Annotated in this window: 10 protein-coding genes; 6 read left to right on the forward strand and 4 right to left on the reverse strand. The window is 68.7% G+C overall.

The features are described 5' to 3' along the window. The 3 genes from I55_RS19070 to I55_RS19080 form a co-directional block, all read left to right on the forward strand. A partial coding sequence (locus I55_RS19070) for a TonB-dependent receptor (RefSeq protein ID WP_044562168.1) occupies window positions 1-1,611 on the forward strand: 1,611 nt, incomplete at its 5' end. A 108-nt stretch (window positions 1,612-1,719) separates the two neighbouring features. Then, window positions 1,720-2,874, forward strand: a complete 1,155-nt coding sequence (locus I55_RS19075; protein WP_085940058.1) for an esterase family protein — start codon at window positions 1,720-1,722, stop codon at window positions 2,872-2,874. Between the two features lie 81 nt (window positions 2,875-2,955). Next, complete coding sequence (locus tag I55_RS19080; protein ID WP_199902648.1) at window positions 2,956-5,277, forward strand: beta-glucosidase; 2,322 nt, start codon at window positions 2,956-2,958, stop codon at window positions 5,275-5,277. A gap of 66 nt (window positions 5,278-5,343) precedes the next feature. On the opposite strand, the gene I55_RS36125 is transcribed toward I55_RS19080, so the two are convergent. After that, window positions 5,344-6,249, reverse strand: coding sequence for an alpha/beta fold hydrolase (locus tag I55_RS36125; RefSeq protein WP_159107240.1), 906 nt, complete (start codon window positions 6,247-6,249; stop codon window positions 5,344-5,346). 237 nt (window positions 6,250-6,486) lie between these two features. Between I55_RS36125 and I55_RS34890 the strand changes: the two genes are divergently transcribed. The 3 genes from I55_RS34890 to I55_RS19100 all read left to right on the forward strand — a co-directional run bounded on the left by I55_RS34890 (window position 6,487) and on the right by I55_RS19100 (window position 10,177). Further along, window positions 6,487-7,593, forward strand: a complete 1,107-nt coding sequence (locus I55_RS34890; protein WP_049974279.1) for a DUF3089 domain-containing protein — start codon at window positions 6,487-6,489, stop codon at window positions 7,591-7,593. A 65-nt stretch (window positions 7,594-7,658) separates the two neighbouring features. Next, window positions 7,659-8,888 carry a cytochrome c family protein gene (locus tag I55_RS33250; protein WP_148293836.1) on the forward strand — a complete coding sequence of 410 codons (1,230 nt, stop codon included), beginning with the start codon at window positions 7,659-7,661 and terminating at the stop codon, window positions 8,886-8,888. Continuing rightward, window positions 8,885-10,177 carry a serine hydrolase gene (locus tag I55_RS19100; RefSeq protein WP_044562170.1) on the forward strand — a complete coding sequence of 431 codons (1,293 nt, stop codon included), beginning with the start codon at window positions 8,885-8,887 and terminating at the stop codon, window positions 10,175-10,177. Before I55_RS33250 ends, I55_RS19100 begins: the two co-directional genes overlap by 4 nt. A 27-nt stretch (window positions 10,178-10,204) precedes the next feature. On the opposite strand, the gene I55_RS19105 is transcribed toward I55_RS19100, so the two are convergent. From I55_RS19105 to I55_RS38560, 3 genes are all read right to left on the reverse strand, one after another. Next, window positions 10,205-11,074: an alpha/beta hydrolase gene (locus I55_RS19105; RefSeq protein WP_148293837.1), complete on the reverse strand. Its 870-nt coding sequence runs from the start codon at window positions 11,072-11,074 to the stop codon at window positions 10,205-10,207. Window positions 11,075-11,198: 124 nt separating this feature from the next. Then, window positions 11,199-11,909 carry a hypothetical protein gene (locus I55_RS19110; RefSeq protein ID WP_044562171.1) on the reverse strand — a complete coding sequence of 237 codons (711 nt, stop codon included), beginning with the start codon at window positions 11,907-11,909 and terminating at the stop codon, window positions 11,199-11,201. Between the two features lie 251 nt (window positions 11,910-12,160). Continuing rightward, window positions 12,161-16,702: an autotransporter domain-containing protein gene (locus I55_RS38560; protein ID WP_044562172.1), complete on the reverse strand. Its 4,542-nt coding sequence runs from the start codon at window positions 16,700-16,702 to the stop codon at window positions 12,161-12,163. Between the last annotated feature and the right edge of the window lie 146 nt (window positions 16,703-16,848).

Raw genomic sequence — 16,848 nt, forward strand, 5'->3', positions numbered from 1 at the left:
TCAGAGCACTGCACGCTCAACAGCCATCCCTTCATCTGCGGCACCACGCCTTCCCTTCCGTCTGGCTCCCCCGCCACCAACGGCGTTGTCGACAGCTATGTGCGCAAGGCGCTGGCGGTCACCAAGAACCGCATTATCGATCCGGGCGAGGGCGTTCAGAAATACGGCCTGGTTCGCGATTACAAGCACGGCCATCTGACCGCCGACTATGAAATCCCCGATACCGGCTTCACCATCAGTTCGCTCACCGGTTACAATCATGAGCAGTGGAGCTCTCTGTCGGACATCATTAATTATGATGGCTCCGGCATCGCGAACACGAGCTACACCTCGACCAATGGCCAGCGCAGCTATTACAGCGCCGCCTACCTGGTGGAAAGCGTGACCAAGGATTGGTCGCAAGAACTGCGCCTCAGCTACGATAACGCGGGCCCGCTGCGCGGGGTGGCCGGTTTCAGCTATCTGAACAGCGATATTCTCCGCACCGTCGACTCGTTGGATAACATTACCGCCAACAAGGCGGTCACCCCTTCTGGCAAGTCTGAGACGGAGACCCTCAGCGGCTTCTTCGGCGTGACCTACGACATCACCAGCAAACTCACGGCCAGCGCCGAGGGCCGCTATCAGGTGGACAAGCTGTATTCGTACATCGCCTCCACCGGCGACCTGACCGTGACCGACAGCACCTTCATCCCGGCCGGCACGTATAAGGCGGGCTCTTTGCTGGGTAGCCGCGACTATACGAATTTCCTGCCGCGCTTCATCGTCCAGTACAACTGGACCGATGACCTCATGAGCTATGTTTCTGTGGCCAAGGGTGTGAACACCGCGGCACTGAACACCGGTGTCGCCTATTACAGCGGCCAGACCGCGACCGTTGCCAAAAGCCTGGGTGTTGACCTTTTTGTGAGGCCGGAAAAGGTCACGACTTACGAATTCGGTATCAAGGGCAAGGCTCTTGAGGGCCAGATGAACTTCACCGCCGCCGCCTATTACTCGCAGTGGCGCGACCAGTTGAACCAGGTCATCCAAACCTTCGTCCTCTCCAGCGGCGGCTTCGGTAGCGTGTATGGCACCATCAACGCCGGCAGCACCAATATGACGGGCCTGGAACTTCAGGGGAATTATCGCCTGAACCACATGATCACCCTCAATGCCGCCGGCGCCTATACAGAAAGCGACGTGCAGAAATACAATGACCCACTGGTGACAAATTACTCTGGCATCAGCAATTTCAAGGGCAAGGAATTGCCCAATGTGTCCAAGTACTCCGCCACTGCGGGTATTAACTTCAGCGGCAATTTCAAAAACTGGGGAGATGCGACCTGGTTCAGCCGTCTTGACTACAGCTATAAATCCGGCTTCTGGACGGACGTCGCCAACGTCCTGAAGACGCAGGATGCGCATGTCTTCAATTTCCGTACGGGCATCACAAGGGGTCCGGTGTCGGTCGACTTCTTCGTGAACAACCTCTTTGATGGTACCAGCTACGTTTCCGCCAACGACGGCATCCTGTTCAATCCCAGCTCCACCTATTACAACAACGCCACCATCCGCGTGGGCCTACGCGAGCGTCGTACTCTTGGCCTCCAGATGAAATACAAGTTCTAATTAAAGTAACGCGGCGCACACGGTTTTGGCCGTGTGCGCCTTTCCTTTTTTCGGTGCTAAGGCGCCATAGTCTGTTCTGGAGCGATGATGCGTCGACTTCTTCCTATTATGACTTCCGCCCTGCTGCTCTCCTTCTCGGCAACGGCAGCGTCCGCCGCCCAGCCGGCCTGCGAGGAGCGGTCCTTCATGCAGCCACCGCTGTTCTATTCATCGGTGGATCCCCAGGCTGATGGCCGCGTCACCTTCCGCCTCTGCGCCAAGGGCATCCATGAGGCCCGGGTATTCGCGGGCGAGGTGAATGGCGTGCCCATAGGCCTGGACGGCACGCCGCCCGGCCTGGCGATGGCGCTGGACGACCAGGGATACTGGTCGGCCACGACCCCGGTTCCGGTGGCGCCCGGCGTCTACACCTACGCGTTCAAGGTCGACGGCCTGAGGGTGGCCGACCCGCAGGGCGCGCGCTTCGCCGAAGGCTTCGGCGGCCCGCAGTCGGTGTTTGAGATCGCCGGCCCGGAGGTGGCCAACCAGTTGTACAAGGCCGATGTCGCCCATGGCCTGGTGTCGGTGGTCGACTACCAGTCGGCCAGCCTGGGCATCCGGCGCCGGGCCCATGTCTATACCCCGCCCGGTTACGAAGCGGGGGGGAAGGAGCGTTATCCCGTCCTGTACCTGGTCCATGGCTACAGCGACAGCGACGACGCCTGGACGGCCAAGGGCAACGCCAACGCCATCCTGGACAACCTGATCGCCGCCGGAAAGGTGAAGCCCATGATCGTCGTGATGCCCCAGGGCCACACGCCGATGCGCGAGGGCATGCAGGGGCTGGAGAACACCGACTTCGGCGCCGATCTGCACAAGGACCTCATCCCCTACATCGACGCGCATTTCCGCACGATCGCGAAGCCCGCTTCCCGGGCGATGGCGGGCCTGTCCATGGGGGGCGCCCATACCATCCAGTTCGGACTTCCCCGTCCGGATGTCTTCGGTTCCGTCGGTGTCTTCAGCATCGGCCTGTTCGGCGACGACCAGGTGGCCCGCTACCTGGCGGCCAACGATGCCAGCCTCAAGGCCCGGGCCAAGTCCGGCGGCCTGGTCTACTACGCCGTGGGCAAGAGCGACCCGGTGTTCAATGGTGTCGCCCCGGTGCGCAAGGTGCTGGACCAGTACGGCATCGCCTACGTCTACAACGAGAGCGCTGGTGGCCACACCTGGATCAACTGGCGGGCGTACCTGGAAGATTTCACGCCCCGCCTGTTCCACTGACACTGGGCCGCCTCAGCCGACGACGCCCGGCCGGTCCGCCGGGCGTCGGTTTCTCAAAATGACAAGCCGGATAGCCAGACCATGAAATGGTCGCGGGAGCAGCGTATGGACATGGGTACCAGGACGGGACGTTCTTGGCTTCGACGGGGTGGGGTTTGCCTGTGGGCGCTGCTGGCGGCGGGGGCCGCCCAGGCGCAGGAGGGACGGCCCTGGCTGGATCCGGCGGTGCCGACGGCGCAGCGTGTCGAGCTGGTCTTGGGCCGGATGACGCTGGATGAGAAGATCAGCCTGGTCCACGGCAACTTCGGCTCCGTCCTCAGGAAAACCCGGCCGGACGACAAGCGCATCGGCGCCGGCCATGTGCCCGGCGTCCCCCGCCTGGGCATCCCCGACCTTTATGAAAGCGACGCCAGCTTAGGCGTCGCGAACGGCGGGACCATGCGGCCCGGTGACGTGGCCACGGCCCTTCCTGCCAGCCTGGCGACCGCCGCCAGCTTCGATCCCGCCATCGCCTATGAGGGCGGGGCCATGATCGGGGCAGAGGCGCGGGCCAAAGGCTTCAACGTCCTATTGGCTGGTGGCGCCAACCTGACCCGCGATCCCTGGAACGGCCGTGATTTCGAATATTTGGGCGAAGATCCGTGGCTGACCGGCGTCATGGCCGGCGCCGCGATCCGGGGGGTGCAGGACAACGGCATCATGTCCACCCTGAAACACTTCGCCCTGAACGCCCAGGAAAGCGGCCGCTACGTCCTGGATGCCCAGATCGCCCAAGGCGCCCTGCGGGAAAGCGACCTGCTGGCCTTCCAGATCGCGCTGGAACGGGGGCAGCCCGATTCCGTCATGTGCGCCTACAACAAGGTGAACGGCGACTGGTCGTGCGAGAACGACTGGCTGCTGAACCAGGTGCTGAAACGGGACTGGAGTTTTCCCGGATGGGTCATGTCCGACTGGGGCGGCGTGCATTCCACCGTCAAGGCCGCGCTGGCGGGGTTGGATCAGGAATCCGGCCAGGAACTGGACCAGGAGGTTTATTTCGGGGAGCCACTACAAACGGCGATAGGGAAGGGCACCGTGCCGGAGGCCCGGCTGGATGACATGGTCCGCCGCATCCTGGGCCGCCTGTTCCATCGCGGGCTGGTCGACCGGCCGGCGCCGGACAGCCCGCAGCCCATCGACTATGCCGCCCATGGCCTGGTGGCCCGGCGCGCGGCGGAGGCGGGGGCCGTCCTGCTGCGCAATGAGGGGCGGGTCCTGCCCCTGTCGACCGCGCTGAAGCGGGTGGTGGTGATCGGCGGGCATGCCGATGTCGGGGTGCTGTCGGGGGGCGGGTCGTCGCAGGTGCAGGCCGTCAGCGGCTCCCCGCTGCGCATGCCCATCCCCAACGGACCGGCCAACCTGGGCTTCATCAAGATCACCTACCACGGGTCTTCACCCCTGGCGGCCATCAAGGCGCGCCTACCCGGCGCGCAAGTGACCTTCCTGGACGGCGCCGATCCGGCGGCGGCGGCGGCCGCCGCGACGGGCGCCGACGCGGTCCTGGTCTTCGCCACGCAATGGCGGACCGAGGCGATCGACCTGGAAAGCCTGGCGCTGCCGGAGGGCCAGGACGCCCTGATCGCCGCCGTGGCGGCGGCCAACCCGCGCACCACCGTCGTGCTGGAAACGGGAGGTGCCGTGCTGATGCCCTGGCTGGGCAAGGTGGGCGCGGTGCTGGAGGCCTGGTATCCTGGCGACCAGGGCGGCGAAGCCATCGCCCGCGTGCTGTTCGGTGAGGTCGATGCCGGTGGTCGCCTGCCGCTCACCTTTCCCGCCCGGGAAGAACAGGCGCCCCGCCCGCAGGTTCCCGGTCTGGCCAACGTGAAGGCGGCGGCGGCCGAACAGGCGGCGAAGCCGCGCACGCCGGGCGCCACCACCGTGGACATCACCGGCGGCGTCAAGGGCTTCGACGTCCCTTATGTCGAGGGTGCCGACGTCGGCTACCGCTGGTACGGGCGCCAGGGGCTGAAGCCGCTGTTCCCCTTCGGCCACGGGCTCTCCTACAGCCGGTTCCGCCACGACGGCTTCACCGCCCAGGGCGGCGCGCGCCCGTCCGTGCGCTTCACGGTCACCAACACGGGGGACCGCCCGGGCGTGGATGTTCCCCAAGTCTACGCCGTGGTCCCGGGCGCCGACGGCAGGCCGGCGCGGCGGCTGGTCGCCTTCCAGCGGGTGGAACTGGCGCCCGGCCAGAGCGTCGCGGTGACCCTGCCCATCGATCCCCGCCTCATCGCCCGATACGACAGCGGGGCGGCGGCCTGGGCGGTAAGCGGCGGTCCCGTTCCAGTCGTCCTGGCACGGGATGCGGGGGATACGGGCCTGACGGCGACCCTGGCCATGTCGGCGCTGAGCCTGAAGCCCTGATCAAAACGCGACCGGCCCCGTCTGCGATGCCGACGGGGCCGGACCATCCTGCTCAACCGCGAGGTGTCACTTATGGCGCAACTGCACCGGGCCGTCCGCCGCCAGGCGAGAGCGGAGGACCTGAAGCGCCCCCATGTCGCCGGAGAAATGGGCGCGCATGAACAGGATGGACAGCGAGACCGCCGCCGCCAAGGCCTCGTCCTGATGGGGGGCCGGCAGTTCGGGGCGGCAGATGGCGCCGCCGAAATAGTGGTCCACCCCGGCCAGCACGGCGGCGTACCGGTCGCCGCCTTCCTTGGCCTCGTCATAGGCGGCGAGATGCGAGCGCCAGTCCGCCGCCGGTCCGGGCGGCGTGTCATGGTCGCCCGTCTGGATGAAGGCCGGGACCGCCAGCGTGGCGTAGTCCCCCGTCTTAACCAGGGTGCCGTCGATCCCCGGTGGCGAAAACGCGACCGAGACCTTCGCGCGCGGATCGCGCAGGGGCAGGGGCACGCCGTTCGGCACGGCCGGCGACGCGCCCCCCAGGACCAGGGCGATCAGGCCGCCGTAGGAATGGCCGGCCGCCACATAAGGCCCGCCCAAATGGTCGGCCAGCGCCCGCACATCCTCGATACGCGCCGGCCAACTGGCCAGGCCGGGGAAGGCGGCGTGGTCGGGATGGTCCGTGGAATCCACATGCAGCGGCGCGAACACGCTGTAGCCGGCCCGTCCCCACGCCTCGATGACCGACTGGTACTTCCAGGGGGCGGACAAGGCGCCGTGGGAGAACAGGACGCGCCCCCGTTCCTGCGGCACGATCCAGGTGCGCACATCGATGGCGCGGCCGGCGGGTGTCCGCAGGGTCAGTTGTCCCGCGTCCGCCCGGGCGGACCGCGCCGCCGTCGCCGCGGCCACGGTGGCCGCCCCGGCCATGAAGGCCCGGCGGCTCGGCCGCCAGGGCGCCATCCCGTATATCGATCGCTTCTCGTCCATCCCACATCCCTTCCCAATGTCCGCCATCTGGCAGCCCTTTACGCTCTGATCGCGGGCGCGGGAATCAAAACCCCGCCCCATCCGCTGTCCACTTGGCGGATAGGCGACGAACCCGAAGCCACCCGGTGCCGATCCCCCGGCACGTCGGTCCATTCAGCGGTCAGGACTCCCGACCGGTGGCTTGCCGCTTTGGCCGGGATGATACCGATTCCTCATGATAACTGTGGAGGTCCGCCCATGATGATCCCACCCGCCCGCCTGCTGGTCCTGGCACTGGCTCTGGGTCTGGCCCTGCCGGTCGCGCCGGCGACGGCCGCTGACACCGGTGTGCAGCCCTTCGCCGAACAAGCGCCGCCCCCGGCACCCGACTATGACCGGCCGGAAAGCTGGGCGGCCCGTCCGGGCGCGCCAGGGGCCGCGATCGCCGTGCCGCCCGGCGCCAGCCCGGCGGCTGGTGTGACCGATCCTTCCGGCGTGGACGTGTTCTACGTGCACCCGACAACCTACCGGAGCCGCGAGCGCTGGAACCAGGACGTGGCCGACGCCACCGTCAACGCCTGGACGGATGCCAGCGTCATCGCCCGGCAGGCCAGCGTCTTCAACGCCTGCTGCCGGGTGTTCGCCCCACGCTACCGCCAGGGCTCTTCGCTGGCGTTCAGCACCATGGCCGGCGATGGCGCCAAGGCCTTCGACCTGGCCTATGGCGATGTGGAGCGCGCCTTCGACCACTACATCGCCCACGACAATGGCGGGCGCCCCTTCATCCTGGCGGGGCACAGCCAGGGGGCCGTGCACCTGACGCGCCTGCTGGAACGCCGCATCGACGGCACGCCGCTGGCCCGCCAGCTGGTGGCGGCCTACACCATAGGCACCAACCTGTCGGAAGGGGATTTTCCCCGCACCTACAAGACACTGGCTGTCTGCGCGACGCCGGCCGCCACCCATTGCGTCATCGCCTGGAATGCGGTCATGCCCGATGCCGACATCGCGCTGTTCGCCAAGGCGGGCGAGGCGCGGTATGTCCAACGCCATGGCGACCACCCGGGCAAGACGCTGCTGTGCGTCAACCCGCTGACCTTTGACCGGGGCACGCCGGCCGCCACGGTGGACCTGTCACAAGGGGCCGTCCCTGGGGAGCCGGGGCAGGGACCGTTACAGCCCTTGCGGCCGCATGCCGTCAGCGCCCGCTGTGATCGGGGCTATCTGGTGGTGGAACCGGCGGCGGACCTTGGCCTCAAGCCCCTGCCGGGCGGACTGATGCACTACCACGACTACGGCCTGTTCTATGCCGACATCCGCGCCAACGTCACACGGCGCATCCAGGCCTTCAAGGCCGGCGACTGACCGCCGGGCATAAACGATAACGCCGCGCAGGGCGGCACCATGGCCAAGAACCTTTGGGAGATATGATGAGCGATCAAGGGGGACGCTTCCGGCGTCCGGGCGAGATCGTGCTGGACTATGCCTTGCCGGCGCTGGTGCTGGCCCAGGACGTCCTGACGACGCTGATGCCGCGCATGGACAAGATGTCGCCGCTGCGCGAGCAGCTGCGCGGCTGGCATTACCTGGTCGGCGGACTGCTGTTCCTTCTGGCGGTCACCCGGCTGTGGCGGTGGAGGCGGGGGCTGCCGCCGCTTCCCACGCCGGCGCTGCCACCCCGGGCGCGCGCCTGGGCCATGGGCCTGGTGCTGGCAACCTATGCCTGCCTCGGCCTGACCCCGATCCTGGGCGTGTTCGTGGTCTGGAGTCACGGCATGGGCTTGCATTTCGGCCCCCTGCCGGCCTTGCCCGCGCCCATCGGTGAGGATCGCGGCCTGTGGTTGTTCACCGGCTATTTCCATTCCGCCTTCGGCACCAGCCTGCTGGTGCTCAAGGCCACGATCCTGGTTTCGGCGGTCTATTTCCTTTTCCGCCATGGCAAGGGCCTGTTCACCGCCTTCCCCCGGGGGTTCGGCCTGTACGCCCTGCTCAGCATGGGATGTTCGCTCTTCGCCCTCAGCACCTTCAAATCCTATGACCGGGGCCCTGTCGTCGTGGCGGAGTACCTGGCCATCGCCGCCGCGCTTTGGGTGGTGGGGGCGCTGATCCACCGCCGCCGCGCCGGACGGGAGCCGCGTGCCGGCTATCAGGGGCTGGTCCCGGTCGCGGTGGCGGCGGTCGCCCTCATCGCGGTCGGCCTCTATGGTCCGCACGCCTTGTTCCGCGTCTCCCCCTTCGCCACGGGCCATGTGGTGCAGGCGGACGGCGGCGCCACCTCGCGGTTGGCGCCGCCGGTGGTGGAGACCCTGCCGCCCGAGACGGACTTCGAACGCCAGGTGCGGGCGGAGACGTTCAAGTGGTGCGTGTTCTGCCACACCATGAACAAGGGGGGCGCCCACGGCACCGGCCCCAATCTCTACGCCGTCTTCGGTCAGCGCATGGCGGCGGCGCCCAATTTCCCCTATGGCGCCAGCCTCGCCGGCCGTGGCAGGAACGGCGAGGTGTGGACGGATGAGGCCCTGGCCGCCTTCCTGTCCGACCCCGACAAATTCGCCCCCGGCACGGCCATGGTCGTTTCCTCCGGCAATATCACCGATCCGGAACGGCTGAAGGCGCTGATCACCATCCTGAAGCGTGAAACGGGGTCCGCCGCGCCATGACCCGCCGCTTCAGCCAAAAGGCCCTTCTGCTTCTGGCCCCTTTGCTCCTCGGCCTACCGGCGGCATCGCCTGCGACCGAGGCCAGCGACGCGGCGGAAACGCTCTATCGCCAGCGCCTGGCGGCACTCATGGGCGGGGCGGCACCGGAGACACTCTACCAACCGCTGGAGGACGTGCCGGGCGCGCCTGAGCCGGCGGCGTTGCCCCGGAGCGCCAGCGGCGACGTCCGGTCCGGCGCCATCGGCGGGATCCGCGTCGCGGCGCTGTCCGCCGCCGAAGCGTACGCGGCGGACAGCAAGGCCAGCGCCTTTCTGGTTTGGCACCAAGGGCAGCTGGTGGCGGAGCGCTATTTCGATGGCGTCACCGCCGGCACGCCCCTGCCGTCCAAGTCGCTGTCGAAGCCGCTCGCCGCCCTGGCGGTGGGACGGGCCCTCTTTCTGGGATACATCCGTTCACTGGATCAGCCGGTGGCCGACTTCATTCCGGAATGGCGGGGCACACCCAAGGCCGGCATGCTGGTCCGCCACCTGCTGGACATGCGCTCCGGCCTGCTGGACCAGGGCGTCAGCGCCGATCCCGACAGCCCCTGGAACCGGGCCTATCTCAGCCCCGACCACGGGCGCTATATCGTCAACGACTATCCCCTGAGCGATGCGCCGGGGACGCGCTTCGCCTATTCCAACGCCACGGCCGACCTGGTGGCCCTGGTCCTGGAGCGCGCCACCGGCCGGCGCTATGCCGAGTTCGTGGGGCATGAACTGCTGGCCCCCGTCGGCTCACCTGGCGGGACGGTCTGGGTCAGCCGGGAAGGGGGCTTGGCCCATTCCGGCTGCTGCATGCTGCTACCGGCGGAAACCTGGCTCAGGCTGGCCCGCCTGATGCTGGACGACGGCGTGATGGGCGGCCGTCGCGTCCTGCCGCCCAATTATGTGCGGGAAATGGTGACGCCGACGGCGCAGAACCCGCATTACGGCCTGGGTGTATGGCTGGCGGGTCCCTATGTGGCGCGGCGTGGATTCGGCGCGCCGGGGACGCCGGGGCCCAGTGTCCGCCACGGCGAGCCCTATCTGGACAAGGATCTTTATCTGTTCGACGGCAACGGCAACCAGACGATCCACGTCTCTCCTGCCGCCCGCCTCATCGTGGTGCGGCTGGGACCGACGCCGCCCAAGGCGTTGGACTGGGATAACACGCGGCTGCCCAACCTGCTGCTGCGCGGCCTGGTCGATCCGCCCGCCCTGGTGCCCCAGCCCACCGGATCGGGCCAGCCCACCGGATCGGGAGGGTAGCGCGGGGCGGGCCACCCGGCGGAACCGTCACGGCGGGGCCGTCCGGGTGGCGCCCTGCGCCTCCAGCCACCACAGGAACTCCTGCAGGAAGTGGTCCGAGGTGCTGCCTTGCGGCTTCATGCCGAAGCCATGGTTCCCCCGGAAATAGAGGTGCAGTTCCGGCCGGTAGCCGGCGGCGAACAAGGCGTCATAGAAACGCCGCACCCCTTGGCCGACGAACACGTCGTCCTGTGCCATGGCCAGGAAGAAGGGCGGCAGGCGCCCCGGGGCCGGCTTTGGCGGGGGCGCCAGCCAAGGCTCCGTCGGTGTCCCAGGCTCCGGTGGCAGGTTGGCGGGCGGAAGATGGTAATCTCCGCTGGTGAAGGCGCCGCCGTAGATGGGGGCCACATAGTCCGGGCGGGCGGCGGCATCGGGCGCCAACGCCATCATCGACACCACGTGCGCCCCAGCGGAAAAGCCGATGGCCGCCACCCGGTGGGGATCGATGCCATAGTCCCGCGCGTGGTCACGGATGCGCTTCAGCGCCTGGATGCCGTCCGCCACGCCCGGGGCGCCCTGGACCTCCACCGGCACGCCTTGTGACTTGCGGCGCGTTTCCTCCTCGGACCCGTCCTGCTGCACCACACGGTACTTCAGCACGAAGGCGGCCACCCCCCGCCCGGCCAGCCATTCGGCCACGGCGGTGCCTTCATTGCGTATGGCCAGGAAGCGGAATCCGCCGCCGGGGGCGATAATGGCGGCGGCACCGGTGGCCCTGTCTGGTGCGGGCAAGTAGGCTTGGTAGGTTGGGTCGGTGACGTTGATGACCCGCTGCCCATCCGCGCTGGTGGTTTCCACCACCACCCGCGTGGCCTTGCCTGGCCAATCGGGCGGCAGCGGTGCCTGCGCGGACCACACGCGTTCCGGGGGGAGGATCCGCCAGCCGTCCGCCGCCGTCTCGGCCGCCTGCGCAAGGCAGGGTAATGTACCGAGGGCGGCGAATATCAAAATTGGCAAAATCCTCATTCCATCCCCCATGCCGCTATATCGTAGGTCGCCCGTCGTCAAGGGACGCCAGTTCGTACCAGCGCGGTGTCATGCTCCATCGCATGCACAGGAACAGGCAGTCCTCCTCCCTGACCCAAAGGTCGGCCGGTGGCCAGTCAGGACCCCACTGCAGAGCGAAGCGCCGCGCCGCGAAGCGCCCGGCGGCCACGTCCACCGTCTCATGGCCCCGAAAGGTGACGCTGATGACCAGGCCGTGCAGGCCGACGTCCTGTTCCCCATCCGGCGAATGGGAATTGGTGAGCGAAGGCACCTGCGCCACGGCACCCGGCGCCAGCCCGGGCACGCAGTTGACGATCAAGGCATCGCCCTGCAAGGGGTGGAGGCCCAGGTAAGCCGGGGGGGTGGGGGTGGCCAGCACCGCCTCCGTCGCTTCCAGTCGCCCCGCGCGCCGGACCAGTCCACGTAGGCTGGCCTGGCCCTGGCCCACGGCGATGTGCGTGGCGGCTGTCACCTGGCCCCGCTCCGTGATGCGGCAAAAGCCGTCAATGGGCCGCCATGTCTCATCCAAGGCCAGGGTGACATCGCGCGTCAGGCCGATATCATCCATCTCGCAGAAGGCGCGCAAGGTATGGCCGGCCGCGTGGTGACACAGCTCGAACCATTCCCGGCCGACGATGCCCCCGGTGGCATCGCGATAAAGGACCTGTCCCCCTTGCCGGTATTGGGCTCCACCGTCTGTCCGCATGGCCTTCTCCCTGGTGTTGAGAAAGCGTGACCATGTCCCCCACACCTGTCGTCCTGAATTGCGGTGCGCCACCGGCAGATGGACAGTGGGCGGCCGACGCGCTCCCACAGTTCACCGTTCGGGTATGTGTCTACGGTTTGGCTAAATATTTCCATAATTACCATTATCGGCTAAAATATATATCGCGGTGGATCCAGGATACTGGCCGGCTGACGCCCCCCGGGAGCGCCAGCCGGCCAGCCCACGGCCTATCAGAAGTCAAACGTGGCTCGCAGCACGCCCGCATGGCTTTGATAGTCGCGGCGGAGTTCGCCTGAGTATTCCAGGCGCAATCGGAAGGTATCGCTCTTGTCCAAGGTGACGCCGACACCGATGGCCAGACCGTCGGCGGCGGTGCGGCCGGTGCTGCTGACGAAGCTGGTGCCGGCCAATACGCCGGTGGTGGCGACGGGCCCATTCAGGTAGTCGTGCACCCAGGCCAGGCGCAGATCCGGTATAAGGGGGCCCAGGTCGGTGCTCCACCGCGTCGTCAGCTTGGCGCCCAGTTCTTGGGTCAGGCTGTCCACCTTCAGGGCGCCCACCGCCAGGTTGGCCACGCCGGCGTCACGCTCCTCATAGGCGTGGTTGGTCAGGCGCACCGCCCGTAGGCTGGCCTGTGGCGTCAGGGTCAGGGTGCCGGCCAGCGGCAGGTCGTAGCCCACCGTCAGCTTGCCCAGGTACTGCTCTCCGCCATAGTTGGCGTTGGCGCGCGCGCCCAGGAAGCCAATCCAGCGGCGCTGGTCGTAGTGGTTGTAGCCAAAGCTGGCCTGGCCCTCGACCGACAGCCGCTGGTCCGCCCATTCCGGACGCCAGACGGTGTAGGCCGTCAACTGGTAGCTGGCCGCTTTGGTCTGGCTGCCCGCCGCCATGCCCTGGCCCTGGGCCGAGCCGTTCAGCCAGCTGAACGCCAGGCCGGCCATGACCTCGGAACTGGCGTACCAGTCGGCGCCGATCACCAGCCCGGCGGTGGTCGCATCATAGCCGGCCGCGTCGGCGTTGTTGCCACGCAGGGCGCCCCCGCCCAGGATCTCCCCCCAGACGGCGCCCGACAGCGGTCCGGAGCCGGCGGCCGCCCCCTTCCCGCCCCCATCCATGTTGGCCGCCACCTGCTGTTGGTGCTGGCTGATGGCGTTGGTGGAGGGCGTGACCGACAGCGCGTTGATCTGGGGCGTCAGCTGGCTGGGCGACAGCTGGGTCACCGCCAGTTGCTGCTCCGCCCCCGGCAGCTTGGACAGGCGGGTCAATACCGCCGTTTGGAAGGCCTGGGCCGCCGCGCCGTCGCTGGTGGCGATGACGTCCAGCGCCCGGCCGGTGCCAGCCGCCGGACCGCCCGCCGCCAGGCCCACCGCCGCGTAGCTGGTGGTGGGCGCCGTCGGATTGGTCGGGTTGATGATGGTGCCGCTGTCCAGGGTCAGCACCAGGTCGGTGGTTCCGCCGCTGGTGATGGTGGAACTGGTGACGGTGTAGCCGGCGGCGGTGAGCGTCAGGTTGCTGGTGGTCAGGCTGGCCCCGGCCGAGACGATGGTGTAGCTGCCCGCCGACAGGGCCCCACCGTTGACGGCGGTCAGGGTGATGCTGCCCCCGGTCAGGCTGGCGCTGCCGCTGATCACCAGGCTGCCGTGGGTGGTGCCGCTGACGCCCACCACCAGGCCGCCGCCCGTCTGGCTGTAGCTGCCGGCGATGTTGATGGCGCTGTTGACCAGCAGGGTGGCGCCGCTGTTGACCACGCCATGGCCGCCCACGTCGATGCGGTCGTTCAGCAGCAGCACGCCCCGCACGAAGCGCAGGTTGGACTGGGTGTTGCCGATGGTGCCCTGGGTGCCGTCCCGGCCGGTCAGGACGCCGGGGGCGGCGTCCGTGCCGCCGCTGATCGACAGGTCGTTGGCCGACAGGTTCAGGATGTCGCCGGCGACGGTGCCGGTGTCGGCCAGGGTGCCCAGGGCGCCGGTGCTGGCGATGTAGAGCGCCGTGGCGCCACCGGCGGTGTTGGTCAGCGTGCCGGTGACGGCCAGGCTGTCCAGGCCGCCACCGATGTAGTCATTGCCGGCCACGGCCAGCAGGCTGGTGCCGCTGGTGGATCCTGAGGCGTCCAGGCCGGTGACGCCACTGAGGACGGTGGCGCCGGCGTAGGTCGAGCCGGTGCCGCCCTGGACCAGCGTGACGCTGTCGCCCACCCGATAGGTGCCCGTGGCCGACACGCCGGCGTCGACCACGCCGCCCGTGATGCTGGCGGCCCCGCTGACCGACAGGACGTGGCCGCCGGCGGCCAGCGTGCCGCCGGACTGGGCGAAGTCGCCCGTCACCGCCACGTCACCAGCCAGCGCCAGGCTGGCCCCGGTGTTGGCCACGGTGTGGCCGGCGACGTTGACCGCGTCGGCCAGGCTGACCGCGCCGGCGGCGAACACCACGTTAGAGGAGGTGTTGCGGATGGTGCCGCCGCTGAAGCGGCCCACCGAACCGTTGGCCCCACCGGTGATGGTCAGGTCGGCGGCCGACAGGTTGGTGACGTTGCCGACGATCGCGCCGCTGTTGGCCAGCGTGCCCAGGCTGCCGGTGGCCGCGATATACAGCGCTGTGGCGCCGCCGGCGGTGTTGGTCAGCATGCCGGTGACGCTGAGGCTGGCCAGGCTGCCGCCGATGTAATCGTTGCCCGCCACGGCCAGCAGGCTGGTGCCGCTGGTGCTGCCCCTGGCGTCCAGGCCGGTGACGCCGCTGACCACCGTGGCGCCGGCGTAGCTGGACCCCGCCCCGCCCTGGATCAGCGTGACGCTGTCGCCCGCCAGGTAGGTGCCCAAAGCCGACACTCCGGCGTTGACCACGCCGCCGCTGACCACCGCCGCATCGCTGACGCTCAAGCCATGGCCGGCCACGGCCAGGGTGCCGGCCGACTGGACGTAGCCGCCGGCGATGGCCACGTCGCTGGCCAGGGTCAGGCTGGCGCCGGTGTTGCTGACGGTGTGGCCGGTGACGTCGAGGACGTCGGCCAGGCTGACGGCACCCGAAGCGAAGGTCAGGTTGGACAGGCTGTTGTGGATGGTGCCGCCGCTGAAGGACCCCACCGCGCCGCCGGTTCCACCGGTGATGACCAGGTCATTGCCGCTGGCGTTGACCACGTCGCCGATGATCACCCCACTGTTGGCCAGGGTGCCCAGGCTGCCGCCCCGGGTGATCATCACCGCCGTGGCGGCGGTGAGGGTGCCGGTGTTGGTCAGGGTCCCGAGCGTGCCGCTGATGTAGTCGCTGACCAGGGTCAGCAGCAGGTCGGTGGCGCTACTGTTGGCGGCCGTGCCCAGGGTGGCGCTGAAGCCGCTGGCCGACGCCGTCAGGCCGGTGGCGGACAGGCCGCCGCCGGCCTGGACGATGGTGTAGCTCTGCCCCGCGATCAGGTTGACGCCGGCCAGCGCCGTCACCGCCACGGTGCCGCCCGTCAGGCTGGCGCTGCCGCTGACCAGCAGTTCACCCGCCGTGCCGTCGCCGATGCCAGCGGTCAGCGTGCCGCCGGTCTGGCTGTAGTTGCCGGTGACGCTGACCATGTCGGTCAGCAGCATGGTGGCGCCGCTGTTGACCAGGGTGCCCGCGCCGACGTTGACGGTGTCGTTCAGCGCCAGGGTGCCCGCGACCAGCACCACGTTGGCGTTGGTGCTGGTGATGGTGCCGCCGGTCAGGGTGCCGGTGACGCCCCCCGTGCCGCCGGTGATGGACAGGGCGGCGGTGCCGGCGTTGACCACGTTGCCGGTGATGGTGCCGCTGTTGGCCAGAGTGCCCAGCGTGCCGGTGCCGGCGACATAGAGCGCCGTGGCGCCGCCGGCCGTGTTAACAAGTGTGCCGGTGACCACCAGGCTGGCCAGGGTGCCGCCGATGTAGTCGTTGCCGGCGATGGCCAACAGGCTGCTGCCGCTGACGCCGCCGACGGCATCCAGACCGGCCAGGCCGGAGGTGACGGTGGCGCCGGTGTAGCGGGACCCCGCCCCGCCCTGCACCAGGGTGACGCTGTCGCCCACCAGGTAGGTGCCGGTGGCGCTGAGGCCGGCAGAGACGGTGCCGCCGCCGATGACCGCCGCGTCGCTGACGCTCAAGCCATGGCCGGCCACGGCCAGGGTGCCCGCCGACTGGCTGTAGGCCCCGGTGACGCTGATGTCGCTGGCCAGGGTCAGGCTGGCGCCGGTGTTGCTGACGGTGTGGCCGGTGACGTCGAGGACGTCGGCCAGGCTGACGGCACCCGAGGCGAAGGCCAGGTTGGACAGGCTGTTGCGGATGGTGCCACCGCTGAACGACCCCACGATGCCGTCGCCGCCGCCGGTGACCACCAGGTCATGGGCGCTGGCGTTGACCACATCGCCGATGATCACCCCACTGTTGGCCAGGGTGCCCAGGCTGCCGCCCCGGGTGATCATCACCGCCGTGGCGGCGGTGAGGGTGCCGGTGTTGGTCAGGGTCCCGAGCGTGCCGCTGATGTAGTCGCTGAGCAGGGTCAGGATAAGGTCGGTGGCGGCACCGGCCGGGCTGGTGCCCAGGGTGGCGCTGAAGCCGGTGGCCGACGCCGTCAGGCCGGTGGCGGACAGGCCGCCGCCGGCCTCGACGATGGTGTAGCTCTGCCCCGCGATCAGGTTCACGCCGTCCAGGGCCGTGACCGCCACCGTGCCGCCCGTCAGGCTGGCGCTGCCGCTGACCAGCAGTTCACCGGCCGTGGTGCCGCCGATACCGGCCGTCAGCGTGCCGCCGATCTGGCTGTAGTTGCCCGTCACGCTGACCATGTCGGCTCGAAATTCTGAAGACGGCGCCGGTCCAGCAACGGACCAGGCGCCGTTTCCATTTCCGGCTTATGCCGGGCGCCTGTTCACAGATCCCCCGCCTTTGGCTTTGCCGCAGGCCGCCCGGCCGGCGTCCGTCAAGCGGCAGA

The organism is Azospirillum sp. B4 (genome assembly GCF_000333275.1).
Lineage (GTDB): Bacteria > Pseudomonadota > Alphaproteobacteria > Azospirillales > Azospirillaceae > Nitrospirillum.